23 protein-coding genes and 1 pseudogene are annotated in these 25,992 nt (G+C 70.5%); 10 read left to right on the top strand and 14 right to left on the bottom strand.

Annotated elements, in window-relative coordinates:
• Window positions 1–87: 87 nt before the first annotated feature.
• The 5 genes from AB0B29_RS14140 (at window position 88) to AB0B29_RS14120 (ending at window position 5,009) form a co-directional block, all read left to right on the top strand.
• Complete coding sequence (locus AB0B29_RS14140; protein WP_362238454.1) at window positions 88–879, top strand: hypothetical protein; 792 nt, start codon at window positions 88–90, stop codon at window positions 877–879.
• Window positions 876–2,924, top strand: a complete 2,049-nt coding sequence (locus AB0B29_RS14135) for a hypothetical protein (RefSeq protein ID WP_362238451.1) — start codon at window positions 876–878, stop codon at window positions 2,922–2,924. Before AB0B29_RS14140 ends, AB0B29_RS14135 begins: the two co-directional genes overlap by 4 nt.
• Complete coding sequence (locus tag AB0B29_RS14130; RefSeq protein WP_362238449.1) at window positions 2,921–3,709, top strand: hypothetical protein; 789 nt, start codon at window positions 2,921–2,923, stop codon at window positions 3,707–3,709. Before AB0B29_RS14135 ends, AB0B29_RS14130 begins: the two co-directional genes overlap by 4 nt.
• Window positions 3,706–3,900, top strand: coding sequence for a hypothetical protein (locus AB0B29_RS14125; RefSeq protein ID WP_362238446.1), 195 nt, complete (start codon window positions 3,706–3,708; stop codon window positions 3,898–3,900). Before AB0B29_RS14130 ends, AB0B29_RS14125 begins: the two co-directional genes overlap by 4 nt.
• A 233-nt stretch (window positions 3,901–4,133) precedes the next feature.
• Entirely contained in the window at window positions 4,134–5,009 is an 876-nt protein-coding gene (locus AB0B29_RS14120; RefSeq protein ID WP_362238443.1) for a pentapeptide repeat-containing protein, read from the top strand.
• Window positions 5,010–5,070: 61 nt separating this feature from the next.
• Here the strand turns inward: AB0B29_RS14120 and AB0B29_RS14115 are convergent, their stop codons facing one another.
• From AB0B29_RS14115 to AB0B29_RS14095, 5 genes are all read right to left on the bottom strand, one after another.
• Window positions 5,071–5,835, bottom strand: coding sequence for a TatD family hydrolase (locus AB0B29_RS14115; RefSeq protein WP_362238440.1), 765 nt, complete (start codon window positions 5,833–5,835; stop codon window positions 5,071–5,073).
• Window positions 5,819–6,937 carry a hypothetical protein gene (locus AB0B29_RS14110; RefSeq protein WP_362238437.1) on the bottom strand — a complete coding sequence of 373 codons (1,119 nt, stop codon included), beginning with the start codon at window positions 6,935–6,937 and terminating at the stop codon, window positions 5,819–5,821. Before AB0B29_RS14110 ends, AB0B29_RS14115 begins: the two co-directional genes overlap by 17 nt.
• A 149-nt stretch (window positions 6,938–7,086) precedes the next feature.
• Window positions 7,087–7,929, bottom strand: a complete 843-nt coding sequence (locus AB0B29_RS14105) for a hypothetical protein (protein ID WP_362238435.1) — start codon at window positions 7,927–7,929, stop codon at window positions 7,087–7,089.
• Entirely contained in the window at window positions 7,929–9,734 is a 1,806-nt protein-coding gene (locus AB0B29_RS14100) for a KAP family P-loop NTPase fold protein (protein WP_362238433.1), read from the bottom strand. The genes AB0B29_RS14105 and AB0B29_RS14100 overlap by 1 nt, the downstream gene beginning before the upstream one ends.
• Window positions 9,735–10,381: 647 nt before the next feature.
• Window positions 10,382–11,347, bottom strand: coding sequence for a pirin family protein (locus AB0B29_RS14095; protein WP_362238431.1), 966 nt, complete (start codon window positions 11,345–11,347; stop codon window positions 10,382–10,384).
• Window positions 11,348–11,459: 112 nt separating this feature from the next.
• Here AB0B29_RS14095 and AB0B29_RS14090 point away from each other — a divergent pair.
• A pseudogene (locus tag AB0B29_RS14090) lies at window positions 11,460–11,624 on the top strand (MarR family transcriptional regulator); the annotation flags it as partial.
• A gap of 141 nt (window positions 11,625–11,765) precedes the next feature.
• Window positions 11,766–12,125, top strand: a complete 360-nt coding sequence (locus tag AB0B29_RS14085) for a tetratricopeptide repeat protein (RefSeq protein ID WP_362238428.1) — start codon at window positions 11,766–11,768, stop codon at window positions 12,123–12,125.
• Window positions 12,126–12,260: 135 nt separating this feature from the next.
• On the opposite strand, the gene AB0B29_RS14080 is transcribed toward AB0B29_RS14085, so the two are convergent.
• Window positions 12,261–13,664 carry a PepSY-associated TM helix domain-containing protein gene (locus AB0B29_RS14080; protein ID WP_362238425.1) on the bottom strand — a complete coding sequence of 468 codons (1,404 nt, stop codon included), beginning with the start codon at window positions 13,662–13,664 and terminating at the stop codon, window positions 12,261–12,263.
• A gap of 153 nt (window positions 13,665–13,817) precedes the next feature.
• Between AB0B29_RS14080 and AB0B29_RS14075 the strand changes: the two genes are divergently transcribed.
• Window positions 13,818–14,462, top strand: coding sequence for a peptide deformylase (locus AB0B29_RS14075; RefSeq protein ID WP_362238423.1), 645 nt, complete (start codon window positions 13,818–13,820; stop codon window positions 14,460–14,462).
• 190 nt (window positions 14,463–14,652) lie between these two features.
• On the opposite strand, the gene AB0B29_RS14070 is transcribed toward AB0B29_RS14075, so the two are convergent.
• The gene (locus tag AB0B29_RS14070; protein ID WP_362238420.1) at window positions 14,653–16,083 is read right to left on the bottom strand and encodes a dihydrolipoyl dehydrogenase family protein; all 1,431 of its coding nucleotides are present in this window, start codon (window positions 16,081–16,083) and stop codon (window positions 14,653–14,655) included.
• A gap of 120 nt (window positions 16,084–16,203) precedes the next feature.
• Here AB0B29_RS14070 and trxA point away from each other — a divergent pair, with 120 nt between their 5' ends.
• Window positions 16,204–16,584, top strand: coding sequence for a thioredoxin (gene trxA, locus AB0B29_RS14065; protein ID WP_053673779.1), 381 nt, complete (start codon window positions 16,204–16,206; stop codon window positions 16,582–16,584).
• A gap of 96 nt (window positions 16,585–16,680) precedes the next feature.
• Here trxA and AB0B29_RS14060 read toward each other — a convergent pair whose 3' ends face one another.
• From AB0B29_RS14060 to AB0B29_RS14050, 3 genes are all read right to left on the bottom strand, one after another.
• Complete coding sequence (locus AB0B29_RS14060) at window positions 16,681–18,117, bottom strand: benzaldehyde dehydrogenase (RefSeq protein ID WP_362238417.1); 1,437 nt, start codon at window positions 18,115–18,117, stop codon at window positions 16,681–16,683.
• 394 nt (window positions 18,118–18,511) lie between these two features.
• On the bottom strand, window positions 18,512–19,561 hold the full coding sequence (locus tag AB0B29_RS14055; RefSeq protein WP_436845842.1) for a LacI family DNA-binding transcriptional regulator: 1,050 nt from the start codon (window positions 19,559–19,561) through the stop codon (window positions 18,512–18,514).
• A 79-nt stretch (window positions 19,562–19,640) separates the two neighbouring features.
• Window positions 19,641–20,312 (bottom strand): TetR/AcrR family transcriptional regulator, encoded by a 672-nt coding sequence (locus AB0B29_RS14050; protein WP_362238411.1) that lies wholly within the window; start codon window positions 20,310–20,312, stop codon window positions 19,641–19,643.
• 127 nt (window positions 20,313–20,439) lie between these two features.
• Here AB0B29_RS14050 and AB0B29_RS14045 point away from each other — a divergent pair, with 127 nt between their 5' ends.
• Window positions 20,440–21,003 carry an NAD(P)H-dependent oxidoreductase gene (locus tag AB0B29_RS14045; RefSeq protein ID WP_031110747.1) on the top strand — a complete coding sequence of 188 codons (564 nt, stop codon included), beginning with the start codon at window positions 20,440–20,442 and terminating at the stop codon, window positions 21,001–21,003.
• A gap of 158 nt (window positions 21,004–21,161) precedes the next feature.
• Here AB0B29_RS14045 and AB0B29_RS14040 read toward each other — a convergent pair whose 3' ends face one another.
• The 4 genes from AB0B29_RS14040 to AB0B29_RS14025 are packed head-to-tail and all read right to left on the bottom strand — an operon-like array spanning window position 21,162 to window position 25,987.
• Window positions 21,162–22,286: an XdhC/CoxI family protein gene (locus AB0B29_RS14040; protein ID WP_362238408.1), complete on the bottom strand. Its 1,125-nt coding sequence runs from the start codon at window positions 22,284–22,286 to the stop codon at window positions 21,162–21,164.
• Window positions 22,279–24,456 (bottom strand): xanthine dehydrogenase family protein molybdopterin-binding subunit, encoded by a 2,178-nt coding sequence (locus tag AB0B29_RS14035; protein ID WP_362238406.1) that lies wholly within the window; start codon window positions 24,454–24,456, stop codon window positions 22,279–22,281. Before AB0B29_RS14035 ends, AB0B29_RS14040 begins: the two co-directional genes overlap by 8 nt.
• On the bottom strand, window positions 24,453–25,445 hold the full coding sequence (locus AB0B29_RS14030; RefSeq protein WP_362238403.1) for an FAD binding domain-containing protein: 993 nt from the start codon (window positions 25,443–25,445) through the stop codon (window positions 24,453–24,455). The genes AB0B29_RS14035 and AB0B29_RS14030 overlap by 4 nt, the downstream gene beginning before the upstream one ends.
• Window positions 25,442–25,987 (bottom strand): (2Fe-2S)-binding protein, encoded by a 546-nt coding sequence (locus AB0B29_RS14025; protein ID WP_362238400.1) that lies wholly within the window; start codon window positions 25,985–25,987, stop codon window positions 25,442–25,444. The genes AB0B29_RS14030 and AB0B29_RS14025 overlap by 4 nt, the downstream gene beginning before the upstream one ends.
• Between the last annotated feature and the right edge of the window lie 5 nt (window positions 25,988–25,992).

Genomic DNA, 25,992 nt, shown 5'->3' with positions numbered 1-25,992 from the left:
GACTATTGCGTTTTCGGCTCTCCACGAGGGTGGCGTTCGCCGCGATTTGCGCGGCGACACACACGTCACGTGAGAGAGGAGCGGCACATGTTGCCGTCCTGGGAGCCGTTGTGGCCCTACCGGGCCGTCCTGGCCGTGGACGCCCGGAACTTCAGTGCGCTGGACAGCAAGAGCATGCAGCGGGTGAACGTCGATATCCCGCCCCTGCTGGCGCAGGCGCTCAGCGCCAGCAACGTCAGTGCTCACTGGGAGCGACGGATGTTCGGCCAGCACACCGGCGACGGATACGTCGCCGGCATGGACCCGGAAGTTCTGCCCGCACTGGTGGGCTGCTTCCCCGACGCACTGCGCAACGCTCTCTCGCGCCGCCGCGCCGAGGCACCAGGAGATGTGCTCCTGCAGCTGAGGGTCAGCATCCACGTCGGCCCGCTGCCGCACAGCGGGCTCGGCAGGCCGATGGTGCACACCCACCGGCTGCTGGACGATGACACACTCCGGGCGGTACTGAACCGCGCGAACCCGGAAATCACCAACACCGCAGTGATCATTTCGCAGCGGGTGTACGAAGACGTCTTCGACAGCGGATGCCTCAACGGTGACGCCCTGTCCGCCCAGTTCGTCCGGCACCTGGTGAAGGTGAAGAAGTTCCGGCAGCCGGCGTTCGTCCACATCCCCGGCTTCGACTGGGCCCTCGCGGATCCTGACATCTTCGAGCCGGTCGATGCCGCGGAACCGGTCGCGGACCAGCCCGAGGCCTCGGCGTCCGCACGGCCGCCCCTGGCAGCTGCCTCGGCGCCGGGAACCGTGAACTTCACCCACCACGGCACCGACGGCGTCCAGGCCTACAACCACTTCGGCGCGGGACGGGGGCAGCAATGACCGACCACGCGACGGAACCGCAGGCCGGCATCGGGCCCACCGCGCCGCCCAGGCCCGCCGAGCCCCACGAGCCTGCACAAGCGCCGCTCCAGCCGCAGGACGGCAATCCGAGCGGGCAGCCACAGCCCGGCCCGGTGAACTTCAGTCACTACGGGGAACAGGGCATTCAAGCCTACAACCTGCACCTGAACGGCGAGCAGGTCATCCCCGTCCCCATCACCGAGACCGACCCGGCCTACAAGGCGAGCCAGGAGGGCCGGTTTGTTCCACCGCGGACCGCGGAACCCTGGGCAGCCGCCTCCAAGCACTTGGACGAATACGGCATCGTCGTCTTGTGCGCACCACCAGGCACCGGCCGCCGTACGGCCGCCGTACGCCTACTGCGCACCGTGACAAGCAGTCCTCTGGCCCTGTTCGAACTCGACCCGGAGTGGTCCAAACCGTCGGTGCAGCCACTGCCGAAAGACAGTGCGGCCGGATACGTCCTCGATCTCTCCGATCTCCCCGAGGAACCCGAGGAACATCTGGGCAGTGACTTCGTCCGTCACGGGGAAGACCTCCGCAAGAAGGGCTCCTTCCTCGTCATCCTGGCCACCCCCGCAGACTGGTTCGGCCACTGGGCCGAACCCACATTGCCGTTCACTGTCCGCCTGGAATCACCCGACGCGAAGGCACTCGTGACGGCGGAACTCACCGCCCACCACCGAGGCGAGCGTGTGACATGGCTGAACGAAACCGCCTTCACAGGCATCTGGGAGGCCAATCCATCCGCGCGCGCGGCGTGGCGCCTGGCCGGCAAACTCATCCAGGCAACCGATGCCGAGCAGATCCAGGCAATCATCACCGAGTTCGGCGACTGGCACACGGACGTCGAAAGGCTCCTTCGCAAAGACCGGACAAATCAGAGCGACACGCAACTGCTGTCCATCCGGGTCACCGTCTGGGCCGGTGCTCTGCTGCACGGAGGGCAGCGCAGTTCCGTCATCAGGGCAGCCGACGACCTCCTGACCCGACTGGGGCTTGCCCGCACCCCAGCCAACGTCCTGACTGACGCCACGACCACAAGTCGGTTGACTGCCGCGGAAATCACCAGCAACGGGAATCTGGCCTTCCACGACGCGAAGAAGGACGGCCTGCCCTCGGCCATCCTGCGCCACCTGTGGGATGAGTTCCCCACCCAGCACGAGTTGCTTCGCTCCTGGGCCACCGGCATTGCCGCGGACCGGATCATTCCGGAAGAAGATGCCCGCCTGGTCACCGAGGCCCTGCTGCGCCTTGCGGTGGACCGCCACGAGCGGACCATCCTTGACGGCCTGGCCGACGACCTCGTCGGCGCCCGACGCTGGCTGGCCGTGGAGGCACTGACCGAAGCCGCCGACGACGCCGAACTCGGCCGCTACGTCAGGGACCGTCTGCGTACGTGGATGGATGCCAGGAACCCGTCCGAAGCCAAAGTCGAGCTCGTCATCGAGATCTGCGGCGGCACCTGGGGCATTGAGCATCCGGCGCTCGCCCTGACGCGGCTGGGCAAGGCCGCAGGCCGCGCCGACTACGGCTCCGTCACCTTGGCCAACGCCTTTCGCGAGTTGACGGTGCACAGGCCGGCGGAGGTACACAAGGCCCTCGGTCAATGGCTCAGCGATATGGAACGCCGCCAGGGGGATGCGAACCTGCGCCGTCAGACCCTCGGTGCCTTCCTGGCCCTCATCTCCAGCGGTGAGGGAACAGGCCTGATCCTGGACACGAACAGCCCCGAGACCCGACTGCACATCGTCCATGCATGGCAGAAGCTGCTGCTCACCAATGACGCCGTGGACGTGGCCCTCTTGCAACTGAAGCATTGGCACCAGCGTTTCGAGGACGACCCCGAGCGCAGGGAACGCCTGCTGGACGTGCTCGCCGATATCTTCACCCCACCGAGCCTGCGCCCCCGTCTGGACCGCCTCATGGTGACGGAGGAAGCGGCCATTCATCCGTTCTGGACGGAGGTCCTGGTACAGGCAGCCACCCGCTACCAGGCGTCCAAGGAGGAATCGTCTCCTTGAGCCAAGGACCCGCCCCCTGGTGGAACAGGCGGCGCTGTCGGATCCGGTCGCAGTGGCCAACCTCTCTGCCCGGCATTCGCTTCTCCGCCCGCGGAACCCTCACCTACCAGGCCCCCGCCCACACCAGAGCCAACGGCACCGCCTCCGCCCGAGCCGCAGCACGACTGGCCCTGGACAAACTCGGACGCGGCATCACTCAAGATCACCGTCCCGAACAGCTTGATGCTGCACAGGAAAACGTCACCCTCGCGGCTGCCCACTGGCACACCACCAAGGACACCCCGGGACTCTGGCTGAAAGCACGCATCACGCTCATGCTCACCGAGCAGGACGCAGCCCGCGCACAGAGGTTCCAGGACGCCCTGCGTGACGTGACACTTCAGCTCGAACAGGAGCAGGAACGTCGCAACCTGTTCCGACACGCAGTCTTCGACACCCCGGACACCACACGGATGTGGTGGCTCGAACGCCACCTGGACCAGCTGGACACCCTCGACTGGAACGCCTTCACCGAGAAGATCCTCCCGTTGGTCGGCGCAGCGGACGACATCCAGTCCAAAGCCGAACGCATCGCCCGAACCGTCCTGTACGTCTGGGAGAAACTGGGCCGCGACCCCGGACAGCACGCACGATTCACCACCACTGTGCGCACCGTCGCAGAACAGATGGGATGGACCGATGCCCTCTGGCCTGCATCGGACGACCCGGCCACCACCGACTCACCTGACAGCGGTGGCGACAGGGGCACGCCCGGCCCCCTCGCCGGGACGAACGCAGAGCGATGAAGCTGACTGCCCTGCGCTGGCTGCTCGACCCGGCAACCAGCCTCCTGGCCCTGCGGTTACGTGCTCAAGAACCACGCCGCATGTCCTACGACGCGGCCTGGCGGCTCGCACGGGTGACACGGCATCCCGACGAAATGGTGTACCGGCACCACGGACACCTTGCCGAGGATCCCGGCGACGAAATGCAGTGACCAATCAGTATGACGATCTTCAGAAGCTACCCTCCAAAACTAGGCAACGGGGGAGGCAGAACAACCACGTGAGGACCAGCACTTCGGTTGCACCGTCAACCTCGCCGCGCGTCGGGACTTCGAGTCCACTGGACCGCTCCACGAGTGACTCACACCTCAGGCCTCAATGTTTACAGGCTCCTGGTGCCCCGGGCAGCGTACAGGCCTCGGGCTGCGTCCGGTAGAAACGACGCATGTTGTGGAAGCGGACACGGTTGGCTGCCCTGACGGTGATCGGTGCGGGGCTGCTCGGCGGAGTGCTGGCTCTTGTTTTCACCCCGCTCACTAGGCGTCTGGCGCGTTGGGTGACGAGTGATGACTGGTCTGCCCTAGACGATGCTGCTAGGGCAGCCGCCGTGGGCCAGTTCCGTCTGGCTGTCGTTCAGGTTTTCGCCGCTGTGGGGGCCGGTATCGCCCTGACCTATACCGCCCGTACGTTCCGGCTCACTCGACGCGGCCAGGTCACGGACCGCTTCACAAAGGCACTGGAGCGGCTGAGTTCAAGCGAACCGTATGTGCGTCTCGGAGGAGTCCTGGCGATGGAGCAGATCGTTCAGGATGCGCCGGATCAGGGCGATCATGCGGCACGGGTCCTCAACGCGTTCGTGCGAGAACAGGCACCGGCCGCCGCGACGACGCCAGTTGCGGCGACGCAGTTGGTGAGGAAGCCAGATGAACAGGTGCAGGAGGCTCTGCGCGCGCTTACGGTGGCACGCTCGCGGCGCGGTGGCAGGCGGGCGCCCGTGGATTTGGCTGGTCTCCATCTGAGAAAGGCACAACTAGCGGACGCCTATCTGAACGGTGCTCTCCTGGAGGGCACTACTCTCAGTGAAGCGAACCTGCGCGGCGCGCGACTGAAGGGCGCCGATCTCAAGGGCGCCGATCTTAGAGGGGCGGATCTTACAGGCGCTGGTCTCAAGGGCACCGATCTGACCGGCGCTGACCTGTCCACGGCATTGGGTCTGACTGTCACCCAGGTCCTTCAGGTCAAGAGTTTGCTCGGGTGCCAGCTGCCGAATGCCCTAGCGGCAGACAGCTCAGTTGCCGCACGGCTTACCACGAGTGAGTGAACGGCACCCGCCTCAAGCCTTCATTCCGCCTCGGCCGGCTGTGGGCCGGAGGCACCGGAAATCAGGCTTCCAGCGCCCAGTCCGCGATGGGCTCCGGCAGGCGATCCAGGACCTCCGTGCAAGTGGTCAATTCGCGCAGATTCTGCCAGAAGCGGCGTCGGATCATCTGTGGTGTCGTGGCGTGCAGCTCGGCCAGGCGCTGTTCGAGCCGGGTGACCACTCCTGGACGGGTCGCACCGGTGGCCCGCCTGCTGGCGGGAAAGTCGGTTTCGGGCAGCAGTCGCTGCAGGGGAAATGCGGCCAGGACATCGTCTGGCATGGCGGCGTTCACCGAGAAATAGGCACCTAGGTCGATGGCCTGCTTCTGCTCTGCGGGGCTTCCGAGGAACCAGTGCAGGATGATCCCTGGATGCGGGTGACTGGTGAGCAGGTCCATGAGTGGGCCGGTGCGCCCGCTGCTGTGCACAGAGAGAATGACTGGTTCGTCGCGCGCAGCTGCGAGGATCTGGGCGAGGACGGAACGCTGCGTTTCGAAGTTGCCACGTCGGTCGAGCCCGACCTCTCCGATGAGACAGGTCTGCTGCAAGGTGGTCCGGAACTGCTGTGTGTTGAAAGCCTTAAGGGCGGTAGGCACCGCTGGATGTACACCGGTGCCCCAGACCAGGGTGGTATCCCGGCGTCGGATGGCATGGCTCGTCTCGGCCGGTGTACGGGACATCGCGAATACAACGGCGCCGTTCAGTGCCTCGACCTGAGGGGAAGTCACGTCAGGCGCAATATGAGCGTGGCAGTCCAACGCAGGCAGTTCGTTAGGGAAGAGGGACACGGCTCAGTTCCTGAAGGCCGCGCTGACACAGGTCCGCGACGGCGTCGAAGTCGGTCTCGGAAGGCAGATCACCCAGGGCGAGGATATCTATCTCGTCGATGCCGCGGAGGACGGCCTGTTGGACATCCAAGACGTCTCTGCGGCGGCGCCTGAGCAGCGACTCCCGCGCAGAACCTGCAAGATGCTTGACGAGGTAGATGGTGCGGTCCTGGCGAGGGCCGACGGTGAACGAACCCCGGCGGACCAGACAGGCCACGCACAGCCCGCAGTTGAAGTTGGCGTTGCCACCCAGGTAGCGGGCTCCGTCGAGTTTGCCGCACGACACTGTCGCGGCGGCCACGGCGAGGAGCGCGTCGCCGACCCGGTCGTGAGCCCGTTCCAGCAATTCTCCCTTGGTGCAGTGGAGATAGGGATTGCCGACCGTGACGGGGATGTCCACGGCGGTCAGGAGCGCATTGAGACGGCTGAAGGTTCCGGGGTGGGTGGACCGAGTGGTCAGGGTGCCTCCGCGGGCGGTGGTTAGCGGCGGATTGATGCTCGTGAAACCGTTCTCCGGCACCGTGACCTGTGGGCTTGAGACGGTGGCCGCAGTCGCGGCTGCGAGCGCGGCGAACAGCAGGCTCCGGCTCCGCGAGGTGGGTTCACCAGGGGTGCCGTTCTGGCGGATCTTGATGCTGTGGTGCCGCAGGCGATAAGAGGCGTGACTTCGCAGCCAGGATCCGGCAGTGGTCTGCGCGCGGCGTACCGCGGTGCTGCCGTCGTGGTGGCTGAGGTGGATCCGTGCCCTTCCGTCCGGAAGGTGGTCGACGGCGCCGCACAGCGAGTCGAGACCGCCGCTGAGAAGCATCACGTCGTCGGCTGGTGGGGCGGGCGTGAGGGTCCGGTCGGTGGGGGTGGCGGGAACGGCGTGCAGATGCCAGACATCCCCGGTGAGCCAGTGCAGGAGCTCTTCGGTGAGCTCGCCGGGTGCGCTGTTCCAGGGTTCGGGATTGACCGTGTGGGCAGTGAGCTCGATCGTTCTGACGAAGGTGGTGGGACGGGGAGTTCTGCGGTCGGCGAGATACGCCGAGACGGCGACGCGCACGAGGTCGGCGGCTGCCACAGGGACAGGGCCGATCAGGTCGAGGTCCCATCCAAGAGTGCCAGCCACCTCCGGGGTGGGGCTGTTAGCGGAGGTGCGAGCCCAGTGCAGGTGCGTGGCGGAGCGTTCATGCTGCTGAGCGTCGTGCGGCAGTACTTCGATAGCGGTTGTCATGAGCGTCGCGCGCGGAGCATGCGCAGTGCCTCCCCGGTCACCTCGGCTGCTGTTGCGGTGAACTCCCGCACGGTCATGCGTCGCGTGTCGGGCACGTTGATCTGTTTCAGGCGACGCTCCAGCCAGGAGCGGACCAGTCGTTGTTTTCCGATCGCTTCCTGCGCGGTCAGGTTGCCTTCAGCCTTTTGCGATCCGAGCTCGACCAGGGACAGCTCGTAGATCCATTCAGTGACGAGTCCCCGCAAGGCGTCCTGCTGTACGAGTGGTTCAGGATCGACGAGGACGGCCTTGACATATCTTGTGGCAGCCTTTCGTAGAGCAGCCTCGTCGGGGTGGCCTGCGTCGCCGAGGACTGCCTGCAGGATGCGGGAGACCTGCGCGAGCGGGCGCAGGCTGCGCAGTTCGGTGAGATCCAGGCCGAGTTCTTGCAGGCTGGCTGCGTCACCGTTACGTAGCGCGTAGGCGCCGGCCAGGGCAGCAGCGCCGCGGGCAGAGCCTTTGATGACTTGGCGTCGTGATCCTGCGCCGGCTCTTCCGGTGGGTATGCGTGTCCCTCCGGCCCCTCCTCCCCCGCCGCGGCCGCCCCTGGGGGAGGTCAGCAGGGCGGAGAGCGGGTATCCGCTGGCGGGTGGACTTCCGTGGTCCGCATCATCTTTGTGCAGTGCCGTAGACAGCGCGCTAAGGAGGTTGTCGAGGAGCTGCTGCTGACCATCCGTGGTGTCGGGCGGGTTTTGGAGGCCGGTGCCGGAGGGCGAGGAGCTGGGCAGAGCGTCGAAGGCGTCATGGGCTTGCTTCCAGTCCGCGCTGCCGCTGCCTCCGTAGGAACCGGAAGTACCCATCAGCTTGTCCGCTCCACCGTGACCTGCGCGATTTCCTGCGTCGCCGGCGCGATATCGGTGGCCTTGGCCAGCCGGGGAATCAGCGCCTGCAGTTCCTCGACGCCGCTGTTGTCCATGTCGACGATGGCGCCAGGACCGAGGTATTTGCGGATCTCCCACAGTCCCTGTGCGACAGCTGGACGCAGCTGGGGGGTGTGGATCGCGATGTGCGCAAGTGATTCGGCCAGCGGGTCGGTTTCACTCTCGCGGCGCGCCCGCTGAACCAGCGCATCGACGACGGCCTGTTGGTCGGCGATCAGCGCGGCCACGATCTCGACCTGGGCATCACGTCGGTGAGGTTCGGAGGCACTGGCCAAGTCGCCTACCCAGGTGAGCTGTTGCTGAGTCAAAGAGGCTGCGGCGGTGAGGCTGACGAGGGATGCGGCCAGACTCAGATAGGGACCGATCGGAGCTGTGGTCAGGTCAGGGTCGGATGCGGCCCATTCCTTGCTGTCCTCAGTGACCTCGGCAGGCTTGTCCTTCTGTTCGTCCCGCCCCCAGGCCTGCCAGCGTTCCAGCAGCTCGACACGCTGAGCCTCCTGAAGTCGGACGAGGGTCTCGAAGTCCTTGGCGTGACTGTCTTCCAGCAACATGAGCTTGGCGATCACCGCGGGGTCGATGTTGATGCCGTGCCGTTCGGCAATCCGAGTGCGGAGCGCGAACGCGTTGAGGAATCTCTTGATGCTGCGAGGGCTCCCCGAGCGGTGTGCGGCCAGACCTGCCGCGAAGCGGCTGGCCAGCCCCAGGGTGACGGCGTCGGGCACCCACGGCAACTCCTGCATGTCGGCCAGGACGGGTGAGCGTCCTAGAGCACGACGTTGCTGCGCGTGTGTGACCAACTGCCTGTAGTGGTCTTCCTGTTCGCAGCGGCGTTGAGAAAGAAGAAGAGCGATGAAGGCACCTGCTTCGTCCGTGCTGATGCGCGGCAGCGACAGCGGCAGTTGGACAATCTTCTCCAGATAGCGGAGCGCGAACTGGTCACCCCGCCCTGTGGCGTCAAGGCTGACAGCAATGGACTCCCGCACCATCTCCTGATCGGCCGCCAGGACGAAGGCCACCTTCTTGACCGACAAGAACAACTTGATGGCTTCCAGGGTGGCCATCACTGCATCTGGCAGGCATCGGTCGAGGTCGTCCACGAGGACGACCAGACGCTTTAGAGACCCCAGGCCCTGCAGCAGCTTGGCGAACTCACTGCGGAATCCCGCCAGGTTCTTCGCGTCCTCCCTCGGCTGCGGAGTGAACGCTTTGACGAGCTCTGCGGTCTGAGCCACCAGTTGGCCGCGGGCCATGCTGGCCGCGACACGTGCCCAACTGATGCGCTCCAGAAGCCCTTTAACCGGACCCTCAAGCTTCTCCTGCTCTTCCGGGTAGGCGGTTAGCAGGTCCTGCAATACTTCACCGACGACGGCGCCGCGTACGTCGAACTGGTCGTCGAACTCCCACGGATCGAGGCGGATGACGCGATAACCGTCCTCCCCTTCCAACGCACTCTTCAGGAGGCCCAGGACGGTGGATTTCCCTCCGCCCCATGGAGCGTTAATCCCAATGGTCACGGGGTCCAGAGACGCCGACTGCAGGGCAGCAACGACAGTCTCGACGATTGAGGTGAACCCCAGGAGGTCATCCGTGGTGGGGTTGTCGTCCCACAATTGCAGTTCGCTCATCAGGCGCCCCCCGGCAGGCCGATCCTCGCGCTCCCCGTCTCGCCTCGTCAGCCGGGCAGATCTCAACGAGCCGAACGGCAGGTAGAGCAGCGCCGCCACGGCAGCGGGCCTAGGTGTTCGAACGCATGCAGAAGACTCTGATGTCAGCCTCACTGCACATCATCTTCATCAGGACCATGCTTATCACAGCGCTGATGTGGCCCGAGGACGCGACACGCCGCCCGGCACGTCGTCGTATCAGGTCCCCGTCTACCCAGGACCCCCGCCGGAGCAAGCCGACGGAGGTTCTCACGTGTTATGAACAATCACAGGCGGGTCACCAACCCGGCGGACCCAGTATCCCCTCCAGGGAGCAGCACCAAGGCGCTCCCGCTCCGGCCACCCGCATCTTGTGGAACTTCCACAAGACGACAGGCCGAGCACCAAGTCCCCGTCCGGCGTGCGACTCGGTCACTCGCCAAGTCGGCATCCGTCCGGTGGCCACCCAGCCTGCAGCGACCGCCCTACCGCCGCAGAGGGCAGGCACTAGCCCTGCTGGCATCTGATAACGCGTCAGTAGAGTTAGCAAAGGGTTAGCAAGAGTCCTGCCACAGCCACCCACAGATGGAGACACCGTGGAATGGCGCAGCACCGCGCATCGGGCGCGCAACGCGCCCAGCCGCCCTCCCGCACACGACGGAACTGCGGAGGACAACGCACGGCGGCAAGTCATCACCCGTCACCGACCAATCAGCCGTTTCCGCAGGTCAGCGCACCCTTCCCCGCGGCTTCAGACGCGTCACCGGCAGGTCTGGAGCCGGCAACGGGCCCCCGTCGTACCCCTTCACCTCGCCGAACCGTGTCCCTTCCATCCAGTCCCGGCGGGCCTGTACGATCTCCTCCTGCGACCGTCCGATCCAGTTCCAGAACATGATCAGCTCCTCCTCGAACGGTTCGCCGCCCAGGAGCATCAGGCCCGCGTCCGACTCCGCCCGCAGGGGCAGTTCGCCGCGGCCGCAGCCGAGGTAGAGCATGGAGCCGGGCAAGAGGGGGACGCCGTCGACGTGGGCCTCGCCGGACATGGACAGGACCGCGTACTCGAAGTCCGGCTCGAGGGGGAGGCGTACGTCCGTGCCTCGGGTCAGGGCCAGGTCGGCGCCGACGATCGGGGTGTACGCGGTGCCGGGTGAGGTCGCCCCGTCGAGGTCGCCGAGGATCAGCGTGGCCGTGAGGCCGGGTGCCGTGACGACCGGCAGATCGGCGTGGTGTTCGAAGCGCGGCTCGGTGTGGCGGTGGCCGTCGGGGAGCGCGACCCACAACTGCGCGCCGTGCAGGAAGCGGGCGTGCGAGCGCGGGCTCTCCTCCGAGTGACTGATGGCCCGGCCGGAGGTCATCAGCCCGAGTTCACGCGGGCGGATCGTCTGGAGGCTGCCGGTGGAGTCGCGGTGCAGCACCTCCCCCTCGTGCAGCCAGCTCACCGTCTGCAGACCCATGTGGGGGTGCGGGGGAACCTGCATGCCGGGCTCGTCGGCGATGTCGTCGGGACCGTAGTGGTCGACGAAGCACCAGGCCCCGACCATGCGGCGGCCCAGGTTGGGCAGCAGTCGGCGGACCTCACTGGACTCGCCCAGCTTCACCCGGCGGGGGCTGAGAAGTTCACGCACCGGCTCCGCCACCACGAAGCCACGGCCGCCGCACAGGGAGGGGGCCGCTTCGCGCTCAAGATTGCTCATGGCGCACAACCTAGTCCGGCGCACGGGCCTGCGTCAGCGTCATGTTCGCGCCGTGGAGCAGGGGCGTGCCCCGGACGTCCGCACAGGCTGGCGTCAGCGTCACGTTCGGGCCCTGGGATCGAGGTCGTCCACGACTCCTCGGGTCGCCCTGGCCCATTACGCCGGCCGGGCTCTCCCGGAGAACGTCCTGGCCCGGCACGGCATCACCTACCCGCAGTCCGTCACCCTCCGGCTCGCCGCTCTCGCCGCTCTCGCCGCTCTCGCCGACGGCCCGGTCGGACTCACGGGCCGGGTGCTGAGCCCGATCACCGAGCGGGCCGATGCCGAGCCGGCCGTCCTGAGCAGCTGACCCCGGCCCTTCCGACCGGCGGAATATCCGGCCGACAGGCCCGGTTGTCGGCCTCGAAGGAGGCACCGAGTGAACACGACCCAGGACACCACGTACTACGCCCACGGAACCCCGGCCGAGCGCTGGGAGCGCGCGCAGCTGTTCTTCGACGCCAAGGACTACGCCGCCGCCGCGCGCGTCCTGGTCGGGCTGGTCGAGGAGGTGCCCGAGCAGACCGGGCCCCGGCTGCTCCTGGCGCGTTCCTACTACCACTCGGCCCAACTGCATCGGGCCGAGGCCGAGTTGCGGACGATCGTCGAGCGGAACCCCGTGGAGCATTACGCCCGGCTGATGCTCGGCCGCACGCTCCAGCGGCAGAGTCGGCACGAGGAGGCGGAGTCGCACCTGCGGATCGCCTCGGCGCTCGCGGGTGACTTCGAGCAGGACTGACCCGCACCGCACCCGACGATGCCCGGCTCCCTGCGGAGCCGGGCATCGTCGGCTCCGGCCGGGTCCAAGGAACCGGCCGACAGGGAGGCGGGCACGCCGGTCCACGTGCCCGGGCCCGCCGTCCCGTTCGCGGCGCTACGAGACCGGTGTTCCGTACGAGCGGCGCCCCCGCCGGTGGGCGATCTCCCCCAGCAGGATGTCGACCGCGAGGAAGGCCGCCAGTGGGATGCCGAACAGGGGCAGGAAGTATCCGAGTACGGCGATGCCCGCCAGCAGCGGCACCAGGATCTGCGGCGGAACCTGCTGCCAGGCGCCGCGCGGGATCGGGCGGCCGAAGGAGGCGCCCCGGCCCCGCTGCCACCACATGCGGTAGCCCCAGACGATCAACAGGATCAGACAGGCCGCGAGCAGCATCAGGGCGATCTGGTTGGCCAGGCCGAACAGGACGCCCGTGTGCAGGTCGATGCCCCATCGGGTGAGCTTCGCGAGCACCGGGTGGTCCGCGAAGCGCACCACGTCGGTGACCTCGCCGTCGGCCGGGTCGATCGCGACGGCGTCCTGCTTGGTGGGCCAGCCGCGCTGCACCTGCTTGACCACGTACGCCGAGTTCGCGTCTGCAGGCGGCACGATCTCCACCGGGTCGCCCAGCCCCTCGGCCCGCGCCGCCGAGAGGATCTTGTCCAGGCCGACGCCGTGCGCCGCGTCGCCCGCCTGCCCGGCGGCGGAGCCGTGGCCGGCGTGTTCGCCGCCGGCGGCCGCCGACACCGACGGTGTGGCCTGGCCGAGCGAGGTCCGCAGCTCGTCGATGGTGGCCCCGGCGTAGGCGGACCAGGTCAGGCCGGTCGCCGAGAGGAAGAAGAACCCGATCGCCGCCCATACGCCGACGGTGCCGTGCAGTCCGAGGGTGCGGCGCCGGCCCTTCGTCCCCCGCACCTTGCGCAGGGCCCGGCGCCGGGAGAACCACAGCGCCAGCCCGCCCGCCGAGATCACCCACAGCCAGCTGGCCGCCAGTTCGCTGTACAGCCGCCCCGTCTCCCCCAGGTGCAGGTCCCGGTGGAATTCGTCGATCCAGGTGCGCAGCGGCAGCGCGCCGGTCGAGCCGTACTGTTCGAGGGAGCCGCGCACTGTGGCGGTGTACGGGTCGACGAACACGGCGAGGGCGTGGCCCTCGTCGACGCCCGGGACGCCGGACAGCATCACCCTGGTCGTCGCGTCGGCCTCGGGTGAGGGGCGTACGGCCGAGACGGTGCCCTCGGGGTGGGTCTTGCGGGCCGCGGCCACCTGCTCGCTGATCGGCAGCTTCCTCTCCCCCACGGGGACGGTCAGTTCGTGGTCGTACAGGAGCTTCTCGGCTTGGAAGGAGCCGGCGTACAGCAGACCGGTGGCGGCGGCGACGAGCAGGAACGGCGCCACCAGGACCCCGGCGTAGAAGTGCAGACGGAGGATCAGCGGGCGCAGGGAGGCCCAGCTGCTCTTCGGCGATGCCGGGGCGGCTGGTGGCGGGGCCTCGTCCGTGGTGGTCGAGGGAGCGGTGGTCATCGGCGGGCTTCTCCGGGGACGTCTTCTGGGCCGTTGCGGTGTGAGCGGTGGCCGTTGCGGTGCAGTAGTCGGGGCGGCGGGGCGTTCAGTTCCCGGGAAACATGTGTGACGTGCGTCACGTGAGGCTGGAGGGTGCCGTGTCATCCTGACGCGATGGGAACACCGAGCGATCGCGCGCCCCTGGCCGAGCGGGTCGGGCAACTCCTCGACGGGGGACTCCCGTTGACCATCGTCGCGGCCGGCGACCCGGTGCTGCGGCAGGGCACCGAACCCTACGACGGTCAACTGGGGCCCGCGCTGCTGGCCCGGTTCGTCGAGGCCCTGCGGGTCACCATGCGCGCGGCCCCCGGGGTCGGCCTGGCGGCGCCGCAGGTCGGCGTGGAGCTCAGGATCGCGGTGATCGAGGATCCGGCGCCGGTGCCGGAGGAGGTGCGGCTCGTGCGCGGGCGGGTGCCGCAGCCGTTCCGTGTTCTGGTCAATCCCTCGTACGAGCCGGTCGGGGACGCGAGGGCCGCCTTCTTCGAGGGCTGCCTGAGCGTCCCGGGCTGGCAGGCGGTGGTGGCGCGGCCCGCCGAGGTGCGGCTGACCGGGCAGGACGAGCACGGACGGGCGCTGGACGAGGTGTTCACCGGCTGGCCGGCGCGGATCGTGCAGCACGAGACGGACCACCTCGACGGCGTCCTGTACCTGGACCGCGCCGAGCCGCGTTCGCTGTCGTCCAACCTGGCGATGGCGGAGCGCTGGGGCCAGCCGACACCACGGGAGGCGGCGCGGGCGCTCGGTTTCGAACTGCCGTGACGCGCGCGGAGCCGCCCCGCCGAAGGACACGTCCGACAGCGGCCGGGCGTGGCGTGCTGTCCGGCGGGAAGGCCCGCGTCCTGGCAGGTCTGGTGCACAGGACCTGTGGGACGACGACTACCGGGAACTGGTGGTGGCCGCGCACGTGTGTGGCCGGTCGGCGCCGCTCGGGCGCCGACCGGCCCGCGGGTCAGGCGTCGCGGTACGCCTCCAGCAGCCGCAGCCACACCTCACTGATCGTCGGGTAGGACGGGACGGCGTGCCACAGGCGGCTGACCGGGACCTGGCCGGCGACGGCGATGGTCGCGGAGTGGATGAGTTCGCCGACGCCGGGGCCGACGAGGGTGACGCCGCGCAGGATCTCTTCCTCGACGTCGACGACCATGCGGGCGCGGCCCTGATAGCCGTCGGCGTACAGGCCGGCCCCTGCGACGGTGGACAGGTCGACGTCGACGGCCTTCACCCGGTGACCGGCCTGCTCCGCCTCGGCCAGGGACAGACCCACGGCCGCCGCCTCCGGGTCGGTGAAGACGACCTGGGGAACGGCCGCGTGGTCGGCCGTCGCGGCGTGGGCGCCCCAGGGCTCGGCCGCGAGGGTCTCCCCGGCGGCGCGTGCGGCGATGGCGGCGCCCGCGATACGGGCCTGGTACTTGCCCTGGTGGGTGAGCAGGGCACGGTGGTTGACGTCGCCGACCGCGTACAGCCAGTCGTGGCCGTCCACACGGAGGCTGTCGTCGACCGGCAGCCAGGCGCCGGGGTCGAGGCCGATCGTCTCCAGGCCGATGTCGTCGGTGCGCGGGGCGCGGCCGGTGGCGAAGAGGATCTCGTCGGCCTCGATGCGGTCGCCCGTGCCGGTGAGGGCCACGACCGTCCCGTTCTCCCGGGTCACCGACTCCACCGAGGTGCCGGTACGGACGTCCGCGCCGGCCTCCGTGAGCGCCTCGGCGATCAGTTCCCCGGCGAAGGGCTCCATACGGGGCAGCAGGCCCTTGCCGCGGACCAGCAGGGTGACCTGCGAGCCGAGGGCCTGCCAGACGGTGGCCATCTCGGTGGCGACCACGCCGCCGCCGATCACGATCAGCCGGCCGGGCACCGTGCTGGAGCTGGTGGCCTCGCGGCTGGTCCACGGCTTGACGGCGTCGAGCCCCGGCAGGCCGGGCAGGGAGGCGCGGCTGCCGGTGCAGACGGCGACGGCCTGCCGGGCGGTCAGGACGCGCTCGCCGCCGTCGGGGCCGGTGACCGTCACCGTGCGGGGACCGGTGAGGCGCCCGTGGCCGCGGTACAGGTCGGCGCCGATGGAGTCGAGCCACCCGACCTGACCGTCGTCCTTCCAGTTCGAGGTGTAGTAGTCCCGGTGGGCGAGGACCGCGGACGCGTCGAGGGGGCCCTGCACGGACTGGCGCAGGCCCGGCACGCGGCGGGCGTCCGCGCGGGCGATGACCGGACGCAGCAGGGCCTTGCTGGGCATGCACGCCCAGTAGGAGCATTCGCCGCCGACCAGTTCGCTCTCCACGACCGCGGTGGTCAGTCCGGCGGCGCGGGTGCGGTCGGCGACGTTCTCCCCCACGGGCCCGGCCCCGAGCACCACGACGTCGTACGCGTTGGTTTCCGTTTCCGTCATGGGGTCAGTCTGGTGGGTGGTGTGCGCCCTGGCCACATGGGTAGGGGCGCGGAATACGTGTCCGGTCGGCCGTGTTGTGCCGACGGCTTGACCCCACACCAGGAAGTAGGGATGTACGCCATGAGCAGCACCGTGGAGCTCACCAAGGAGAACTTCGACCAGACGGTCACGGACAACGAGTTCGTCCTGATCGACTTCTGGGCCGACTGGTGCGGGCCGTGCAAGCAGTTCGCCCCGGTGTACGAGAAGGCGGCCGGGGAGAACCCGGACCTGGTGTTCGGCAAGGTGGACACCGAGGCGCAGCCCGAGCTGGCCGCGGCCTTCGGTATCCAGTCCATTCCCACGCTGATGATCGTCCGCGACCAGGTCGCCGTGTTCGCGCAGCCCGGTGCCCTGCCCGAGGCCGCCCTGACGGACGTCATCGGGCAGGCCCGCAACCTCGACATGGACGAGGTCCGTAAGGCGGTCGCCGAGCAGCAGGCCCAGCAGCCGGCCGAGTGACCCGGCCGGGGGGCCCGGACGGCCGGGCCCTCCCACACCGGGCTCTCCCACCCCGGGCTCTCGGGCGAGGCGCGAGGGCTCTAGAACGCAAGGGCTCTAGAAGGGGTACGGGGCGACGTCTCCGCGTACCGTCGTCCAGCGCAGTTCGGTGAAGACCTCCAGGTTGGCCTCGCCGCCGAAGCGGGCGCCTGTACCGGATGCGGCGACCCCGCCGAAGGGTGCCACGGCCTCGTCGTTCACCGTCTGGTCGTTGATGTGGACGATGCCGGTCGGGATGCGCTCGGCGAGGTCGAGGCCGCGGGCCGGGTCCCTGGTGACGATGCCCAGGGAGAGGCCGTAGGGGCTCTGCGCGGCCAGGGCCGCCGCCTCGTCGGGCGTGGTGAAGGAGCGGACGGGCGCGACCGGGCCGAAGACCTCCTCCGTGTAGGCGGGGGTGCGGTCGTCGACGTGGGCGAGGACCGTCGGCCGGTAGAAGAGCCTGTCGTGGGTGCCGCCGGCGGCGAGCTTCGCGCCCGCGGCCGTGCTGGCCTCGACCAGACCGCTGATCTTGCCGAGCTGGCCGGAGTCGATGATGGGGCCCAGGTGGACCTGGTCCCGGTGCGGGTCGCCGACGGCGAGTGAGTCCGCCTTGGCGGCCAGCCGCTCGACGTACTCGTCGTAGAGGGACGCGTGCACCAGATGGCGTCCGGTGGTCATGCAGATCTGGCCCTGGTGGAAGAACGAGCCCCAGGCGGCCGTGGAGATCACCGCGTCGAGATCGGCGTCCTCCAGCACGATCATGGCCGAGTTGCCGCCCAGTTCCAGGTGGGCCCGCTTGAGGTGACGGCCGGCGGCCTCGCCCACTGCCCGTCCGCCGGCGGTGGAGCCGGTGAAGGAGATGATCGGCACACGCGGGTGGGCGACCAGGGCCTGTCCGGCGTCCGGGCCTCCGGGCAGCACGTGCAGCAGGTCCTCCGGCAGGCCCGCGGCGGCGAAGACAGCGGCCAGGGACAGTCCTCCGCAGACGGCCGTGCGGGGGTCCGGCTTCAGCAGGACCGCGTTGCCCAGCGCCAGGGCCGGTGCGACGGAGCGGATGGACAGGATCAGGGGGGCGTTGAACGGCGAGATCACGCCGACCACGCCGGCCGGGACGCGGCGCGTGTACGACAGGCGCGGCGCCTCGCTGGGCAGCACCTGTCCGGCCGGGCGGGAGGCGAGCGCGGCGGCCTCGTAGCACTCCTGGGCCGCGACGTGCAGCTCGAAGTCGGCCTTGCCGGGGACGGAACCCGATTCGCGGACGAGCCATTCGCGCAGTTCGGCGGCGTGCGCGGTGAACAGGTCGCCGGCCTTGCGGAGCACGGCGGCACGGGCGAAGTGCGGGGTGCGTGCCCAGGCGATCTGGGCGCCGGCGGCCCGGCCGGCGGCGGCTTCGACGTCCTCGGGGCCGGCGAGGGCGAGTGTGCCGAGGGCTTGGCCGGTGGCGGGCTCGGTGACGGTGTACCCGGGCCCCGCGAGGCTGCGGGGCTGCCAGGTTTTCGTGTCGAGCAACGGCATGACGGCTCTCCGATCGATCGGTCACCGGCTGACGGGCGAGCGGAACTCCCGTGCGTGCGCGGCCGGTTCGGCGGTCACATGGCGGAACGCACGGAGCGGGCGCGGCGGTGCGTGCCGCGGCCCGCGCAGGAGCGCGTCCCCGTTTTGTTGAGCATGCAACATCCTAGCCCTGCCAAGCCCGCGGACCGGACCGTCTGCCGATTACCGTCTGCCGTCTGCCGTCTGCCGTCTGCCGTCTGCCGTCTGCCGTCTGCCGTCTAGTGCACGCTGCCCGCTGCCCGCTGCCGCTGCCCGCCGCCCGCCGATTGCGGGCCGGCGTCCGGCGTCCGGCGCTCACCCTCCGGCGGATGGCGGCCGACGTCCGCCGTCCGGCGGAAACATCGTGCCCGCCGGGTCAGCTCGATTCGCGGTGCAGCACCGTCGCCCCGAGCACCTTGTGCGTCTCGGGCTCGGTGGCGGGATGACGAACCGCCCGGTCGACCAGTTCGGCGAGTTCACGTCCGGACGGCAGCCGCAGGCGGACCGTGCTGAGCCGGGGTCGCAGCAACCGCCCGAGCACCAGGTCGTCGGCCCCGATCACGGCCGTCTCCTCGGGGATGCGGATGCCTTCGTCCAGCAGGGCCCGCATCAGCAGCATCGCGTACTCGTCGTTGTAGGTGAACACGGCGTCCAGGCCGAGCGTGCGCCAGCGGGCGGCGAGGAGCGCCGCGGCCTGCTCGTCGTAGGCGAGGGGCAGTTCCGTCACGGTGGCGTCCGTGCCGTGCACCGACTGGCGCACGCCGTCGAGGCGGGGTGCGGAGAACGCCTCGAGACCGGGCTCCTGCGGGACGACGACGCCGATCCGGCGCCTGCCGCGGTCGTACAGGTGGGCGCCCGCGCTGTGGCCGACGACGTCGTGGTCCATGAGCAGCGCGTGTGCGCCCTCGATGGTCTCGGGGCCGAGGGTGACCACGGCCCGCGCCCCCGAGCGCTTGAGCACCGCGACCCCGTGCGGGCCCAGCCCGGAGCCGGGCACGAGCACGGCCACGGGCCGCAACTCGGCCCAGACGCGGGCGGCTTCGTCGCCGTGCGGACCACCGGTACCGTGCTGCACGACGGTGTAGTCCAGGGCGGCGAGGGATCCCTGGAGGTCGGTGAGGAACCGGCCGTAGAGCGGGCCGACGGGGAAGGTCGGCGCGGGGATCAGGACCATGCGGCTGTGCCCGGCGCGCAGACTGCGGGCCGCGGCATGGGGCACGTACCCGAGTTCCTTCGCGGCCTCGTGCACCCGGCGGCGGGTGGGTTCGCTGATCCGTACGGCACTGGTGTTGTTGAGGACGTAGGAGACGGTCGCGCGCGAGACGCCGGCCAGGCGGGCCACATCGGCGCTCGTGGGCACGGAGCGCGACGGTGCGGGGGACGGGGGCGCGGGCGTTTTCGGTATCTGCACCATGACGTACGGCATCTTGGCAGAAGGCTCAACGCGCCCGTCCGGCGGGGGAGTTGTGAGAAACCCGTGAACGCTCACGGGGTACGGTGGGTGTCTACCGGCAGGCGGTGTCCGCGCCGGTCACCCGGTCGACGAGGTCGACCCACGCGGCCTCCAGCCGGGCCAGGGGGACCTGACACTGCCTGGTCAGATGGTGGATCAGGGCCGGGTCCAGCTGGCCCATCAGCGCGTGGGAGAGGAGATCGCAGTCCGCCTCGGGGACGGCCTGGCGCAGCAGCATCTCGATGTGGTGCCGCAGCACGCGGCGGGCGGGGACCACGAAGCGGCGGTGCGCGCCGGGCTCGGCCGCCAGCTGCAGTTCCAGGTCGTCGGCGGAGCGGCGCAGCATCGCGCAGCCGAACGCCCGCAGCCGCTCCACGGGCGGCGCTCCGGGCCCGAGCGGCGGCGGGCCGCCGAGGAACGCGGCCTGGAACTTCTTCTCGGAGTGGTCGAGCAGTGCCGTCAGCAGCCCCGTACGGTCGCCGAACCTGCGGAAGACCGTGCCCTTGCCGACGCAGGCCTCGGCGGCCACGGCCTCCATCGTGACGGCCTCCGCGCCGCGCTCCGCCACCAGCCGCCCGGCAGCCTCCAGCAGCCTGGCGCGGTTGCGCGCGGCGTCGGCCCGCAGGCAGGGCTCCTCGCCCTCCAGGGCGGTGCCGAGCTGAAGAAGCTCGGGGTGATCGAAGGGCTCCTGGGGCGTCGAGGAGGGGGGCGGGGCGGTGGACATGAAGCCAGCGTAAAGCATCGGGAACAAAACTGGACCGCGGTCCGGTTAAGATGCTAGAACCTTAAACGGACTCCGGTCCGGATCGTCGTCAGTGCCTCAGAGCAGCGCCTCACATGTGGGAGTCAGCATGTCCGTTCGTATCCTCGCCCTCGTCGGCAGCCTCCGCGCCGGTTCGCACAACCGCCAGCTCGCCGAGGCGGCCGTCAAGCTCGCCCCCGAAGGTGCCGAGGTCGACCTGTTCGAGGGTCTGGCCGAGATTCCCTTCTACAACGAGGACATCGACGTGGAGGGCAGCGTCCCGGCCGCCGCCGCGCGGCTGCGCGAGGCCGCGAACGCCGCCGACGGCCTGATCCTGTTCACCCCCGAGTACAACGGCACCATCCCGGCCGTGCTGAAGAACGCCATCGACTGGCTGTCCCGCCCGTACGGTGCGGGTGCCCTCAGCGGCAAGCCGGTCGCCGTGGTCGGCACCGCGTTCGGCCAGTACGGCGGTGTCTGGGCGCACGACGAGACCCGTAAGTCCGTGGGTGTGGCCGGCGGCAAGGTCCTGGAGGACGTCAAGCTGTCCATCCCCGGTTCGATGACCCGCTTCGCCGAGACGCACCCGGCCGACGACGCCGAGGTCGCCGAGCAGCTGACCGAGGTCATCGCCCGTCTGCACGGTCACGCCTCGGAGCCCGCCGCGGCCTGACACCTCACCTCGCGCCCATGGAGGGGCCGCGGCCGGACACGGCCCCGGCCCCTCCGGCACGTCGGCGGCAGCCGCTCGGGCGGGCCGGGCGGCGCCTCGCGCCCAGACCCGCCGCGGCCGCGGCTCGCGCTCGGTCCGGCCAGGGTCGCGGCCGGCGCTCACACCGGCTGCGGCTCGCATTCACGGCGGTGGATCGGCCTGACCGAGCCGGTGAGCGGTTCTCCCGTGCCGCCGTGTCGTGCCGCGATGATCTCCGCCGCGATCGACACGGCGGTCTCCTCGGGCGTACGGGCCCCCAGGTCCAGGCCGATCGGAGACCTGAGCCGGGCCAGCTCGTGCTCGCTCACCCCCGCATCCCGCAGCCGCCGTTCGCGGTCCTCGTGGGTGCGGCGGGAGCCCATGGCGCCGACATAGGCGACGGGCAGCCGCAGCGCCTCCGTGAGCAGGGGGATGTCGAACTTCGCGTCGTGGGTCAGCACGCAGAGCACCGTGCGCCCGTCGGTCCTCGTGCGCCGCAGGTAGCGGTCGGGCCAGTCGACCACGATCTCGTCGGCCTCGGGGAAGCGGGCCCGGGTCGCGAAGACGGGGCGGGCGTCGCACACGGTGACGTGGTACCCGAGGAACTTCCCCGCCCGCACCAGGGCCGCCGCGAAGTCGATGGCCCCGAAGACGATCATGCGGGGCGCGGGGGCGGCCGACTCGACGAGCAGCGTGAGACCGCCGGGGCAGTGCGACCCGTCCTCGGAGAGTTCCACCGTGCCGGTGCGCCCGGTGGCGAGCAGGGCGCGGGCCCGGTCGAGCGCGGCACGGTCCAGGTTCGGGGCGCCGCCGAGACCGCCGGCGTACGAGCCGTCGGGACGGACCAGCAGCGCCCGGCCGAGGAGGCCGGACGGGCCGCGGGCCACCCGGGCCAGGGCCACGGCTTCCTCCCGGGCGGCGGCTGCCAGAGCGGCCGTCTCGGCCGGACGACCGCCCAGGAACGGGGTGATCATGACGTCGATGGTCCCGCCGCAGGTCAGTCCCACCGCGAAGGCGTCCTCGTCGCTGTAGCCGAACCGCTCCACCACGGTCTCGCCGTCCTGGAGGGCCTGGAGGCACAGGTCGTACACCGCTCCTTCCACGCAGCCTCCGGAGACCGAGCCGACGGCCGTGCCGTCGGCGCACACGGCGAGTGCGGCGCCGGGAGGGCGGGGGGCGCTGCCGCCGACGGCGACCACCGTGGCGACGGCGAACTCCCGGCCCTCCTCGATCCACCCGTGCAGGGGCCCTGCGAGATCAAGCATCGCCGCCCGCCAGCACACGGTCGGGCCGGATCGGAAGGTCCCGCTGACGTACGCCGGTCGCGTGCCACACGGCGTTGGCGACCGCCGCGGCCGCGCCCACGATGCCGACCTCACCGATGCCCTTGATGCCCACCGGGTCTTCGGGGTCGGGGTCGTCGACCCAGTCGGCCTCGATGTGCGGCACGTCGGCGTGCGCGGCCACGTGGTAGCCGGCGAGGTCGGCACCGTAGAGGCCGCCGCTGGCCCGGTCGCGGACGGCTTCCTCGTGCAGGGCCATGGAGATGCCCCAGATCATGCCGCCGACCAACTGGTTGCGGGCGGTGAGCGGGTTCACGATCCGGCCGGCCGCGAAGATGCCCAGCATGCGGCGGACGCGGATCTCGCCGGTGGCGGGGTCGACGGCGACCTCGGCGAACTGGGACCCGAAGGCGTGCCGCTCCTTGAGGGCGAGGGCACCGAGGGCTTCGGCCGTGTCCGACCGTACGGTGACGCCCTCCGGCGGGATGTCCGCGCCCGGCGCGAGGCTGCGGCGCAGTTCCTGGGCGGCCACCGTGACGGCCCAGCCCCAGGAGCGGGTGCCGGCCGACCCGCCGGCGATCGTCGCGGCGCCGAGGTCGCTGTCCCCGATGTGTACCCGGACACGGTCCGCCGGGACATCCAGGACGTCGGCGGCGACCAGGGTCAGCGCGGTGCGGGCGCCGGTGCCGATGTCGGCGGCGTTGATCCGCACCGTGAAGGTGCCGTCCGCCTCTGCGGTCAGGGCCGCCGTGGACGGCATGGCCAGCGTCGGGAAGGAGGCGGCGGCGGTACCCGTGCCGAGCAGCCAGCGACCCTCCCGGCGCACGCCGGGCCGCGGATCCCGCCCGGCCCAGCCGAATCTGCGGGCGCCTTCCCGGAAGCAGGCGATCAGGTTGCGGCTGCCGAACGGCAGCCCGGACACCGGCCCGACCGCGGGCTCGTTGCGGACCCGCAGCTCGATCGGGTCGACGCCGCACCGCTCGGCGAGCTCGTCGAGCGCCGACTCCAGCGCGAACGAGCCCGGCGCCTCGCCCGGGGCGCGCATCCAGGTCGGGGTGGGGACGTCGAGCTTCACGAGCCGGCTGGCGGTGTGGTGGGCGTCGGCGGCGTACATCGACCGGCTCGCCGCGGCGCTCGGCTCCACGAAGTCGTGCACGGTCGAGGTCTGGTTCAGAGACCGGTGCTCCAGGGCGCGCAGCCGCCCGTCGGCGTCGGCGCCGAGCCTCACGCGCTGGGCGGTGGGGCTGCGGTGGCCGGCGAGGGAGAACATCTGCCGGCGGGTCAGAACGACCCGGACGGGGCGCTGGAGCACGGTCGCGGCCATCACGGCGGCCACCTGGTGCGCCCGGGTGCCCTTGCTGCCGAAGCCGCCGCCGACGTGTTCGGAGCGGACCCGTACGGAGGCCCGGTCGAGGGAGAAGAGGCGCGCGAGCTCGTCGGCGACCCAGCCGGTGCCCTGGTTGGAGTCGACGACCTCCAGTCGGCCGCCCTCCCACCGGGCCGTCGCCGCATGCGGCTCCATCGGGTTGTGGTGCTCCTCGGGCGTGGTGTACTCCGCGTCCACCACGACGGCGGACGCCGCCAGTCCGGCCTCCAGGTCGCCTTTTTCCACCACGGCCGGCATGTGCCCGTCGAGCGGGTAGGCCTCGGCTTCGCGCCGCGCGGAGAACGCGACGTCGTGCGGCTCGCGGTCGTAGCGCACCACGAGGGCCCCGGCGGCCTCCCGGGCCTGCTCGGAGGTCTCGGCGACGACCAGGGCCACCGGCCAGCCCATGTGGGGCACCCGGTCGTGCTGGAAGAGGCCGGTGCTCGGGTCCGGCGGGACGCCCATCATGCCGACGAAGGCGGTGTCGACCCGCGGGGCGTTGCCGTGGTGGAGCACGGTGAGGACACCGGGCATCGCGAGCACGGCGTCGGTCTCCAGGGCGCGGACGCGGCCGCGGGCCACGGTCGACAGCACCAGCCAGCCGTGGGCGAGGTCCGCGAAGGGGATCTCGCCGGCGTAGCGGGCCGCGCCGGTGACCTTGTCGCGGCCTTCGACGCGGGTGTGCGCGGTGCCCGCGCTCCGGTGGATGGCGGTGCCGGCGCTCTCCCGGGTGGTGGTGGCGGCGTTGCCCTGGGTGGTGGCGTTGCCCTGGGTGGTGGTGGTCATCGGGCGGCCTCCTCGGCGAGTTCGCTCAGGACGGCCACGACGAGGTTGCGCATCAGGGTCACCTTGTATCCGTTGTGGGGCAGAGGCCGGGCGGCCGCCAGTTCGGCGTCCGCGGCGGCGGCGAAGTGCTCCGCGTCGGCCGGGCCGCCGGTCAGGACGCGTTCGGCCGTGCGGGCGCGCCAGGGGCGGGAGGCGACCGCGCCGAACGCCAGGCGCACGTCGTGGACTTGGCCGTCCCGCACGTCGAGCGCGGCGGCGACGGAGCCGATGGCGAAGGCGTACGAGGCCCGCTCGCGCACCTTGCGGTAGCGGGAGTTGGCCGCTGTGCCGTCGGCCGGGAGGGTGACGCCGGTGATGAGCGCGCCCGGCGGCAGGGCGGTCTCCCGATGCGGGGTCTCCCCCACCGGAAGATAGAAGTCGGTGAGCGACAACTCGCCCGCACCGGAGGCGGTTTCGTACGACACGCGCGCGTCGAGGGCGGCCAGTGCCACGCCCATGTCGGAGGGGTGGGTGGCCACGCAGTGGCCGGAGGCGCCCAGGACGGCGTGGTTGTGGTGCTCGCCCGCGATCGCGGGGCAGCCGCTGCCGGGATCACGCTTGTTGCAGGGGGAGTCGACGTCGGCGAAGTAGCCGCAGCGGGTGCGTTGGAGCAGGTTGCCGCCGACGGTGGCCATGTTGCGCAGCTGTCCGGAGGCTCCGGCCAGCACCGCCTGTGCGAGGGCCGGGTAGCGGCGCCGGACCTCGGGGTGGGCGGCGAGGTCGCTGTTGGTGACGGTGGCCCCGATGCGCAGCCCGCCGTCCTCGGCCGGCTCGATGCGGTTCAGGGGCAGTTCTCGTACGTCCACGAGCCGGGCGGGCCGTTCGACGCCGGTCTTCATCAGGTCGACGAGGTTGGTGCCGCCGCCCAGGAACCGGGCTTCCCCGTCGCCGTCGAGCAGGGCCAGGGCGCCGGAGACGTCGTACGCGCGTTGGTAGCCGAACTCCCTCATGCCGCCGCCCCCTTCGTCTCCTCGGCGGCCCGGGCCACGGCCTGGACGATCGACACGTACGCGCCGCAGCGGCACAGGTTGCCGCTCATGCGTTCGCGGATCTCCTCCGGGGTCAGCGGCGGTGGTCCCGCCTCGGGCCGGACGTCGCCGGTGACCGCGCTCGGCCAGCAGGCCGCGTGCTCCTCGATCACGGCGATGGCCGAGCAGATCTGGCCCGGCGTGCAGTAGCCGCACTGGAAGCCGTCCAGGTCGAGGAACGCCTGCTGCACGGGGTGCAGCCGCCCGTCCTCGGCCACGCCTTCGATGGTGGTGACCTCGCGCCCCTCCGCGGCCACGGCGAGCTGGAGGCAGGCCAGGCTGCGGCGGCCGTCGAGCAGGACCGTGCAGGCACCGCACTGGCCCTGGTCGCAGCCCTTCTTCGTGCCCGTCATGTCGAGTCGTTCGCGCAGGGCGTCGAGCAGGGTGGTGCGGTGGTCGACGGTCAGCGTGTACTTCTCGCCGTTGACGGACAGGGTGAGGTCGCTGGACGTCGATGGGGGCATGGAAG

It is taken from the genome of Streptomyces tibetensis, assembly GCF_040647715.1.
GTDB classification, from domain to species: Bacteria; Actinomycetota; Actinomycetes; order Streptomycetales; family Streptomycetaceae; genus Streptomyces; species Streptomyces tibetensis_A.
The sequence above is the reverse complement of the archived record's forward strand: the minus strand, read 5'-3'. Positions and strand labels throughout refer to the sequence as shown.